General features: G+C 59.7%; 1 pseudogene. It reads left to right on the top strand.

The features are described from left to right. Positions 1 to 38 precede the first annotated feature (38 nt). A pseudogene (locus HX774_RS19600) lies at positions 39 to 360 on the top strand (urocanate hydratase); the annotation flags it as partial.

Genomic DNA, 360 nt, shown 5'->3' with positions numbered 1-360 from the left:
ATCCATGTTCGCGCATTGATCGCCGAGGAGTTCTTGTTGTGACCAAGCCTAGAAAATACCGTGACGTCGAAATCCGTGCCGCTCGCGGTAACAAGCTCACGGCCAAAAGCTGGCTGACTGAAGCGCCGCTGCGCATGCTGATGAACAACCTCGACCCGCAAGTGGCCGAGAACCCGAAAGAATTGGTGGTGTACGGCGGTATCGGCCGTGCCGCGCGCAACTGGGAGTGCTACGACCAGATCGTCGAGAGCCTCACCAACCTGAATGACGACGAAACCCTGCTGGTGCAATCCGGCAAGCCGGTCGGCGTGTTCAAGACCCGCAGCAACGCTCCGCGGGTGCTCATCGCCAACTCCAACC

Origin of the sequence: Brevundimonas sp. P7753, from assembly GCF_013386595.1 — a bacterium.
GTDB lineage: Bacteria > Pseudomonadota > Alphaproteobacteria > Caulobacterales > Caulobacteraceae > Brevundimonas > Brevundimonas bullata.
The sequence above is the reverse complement of the archived record's forward strand: the minus strand, read 5'-3'. Positions and strand labels throughout refer to the sequence as shown.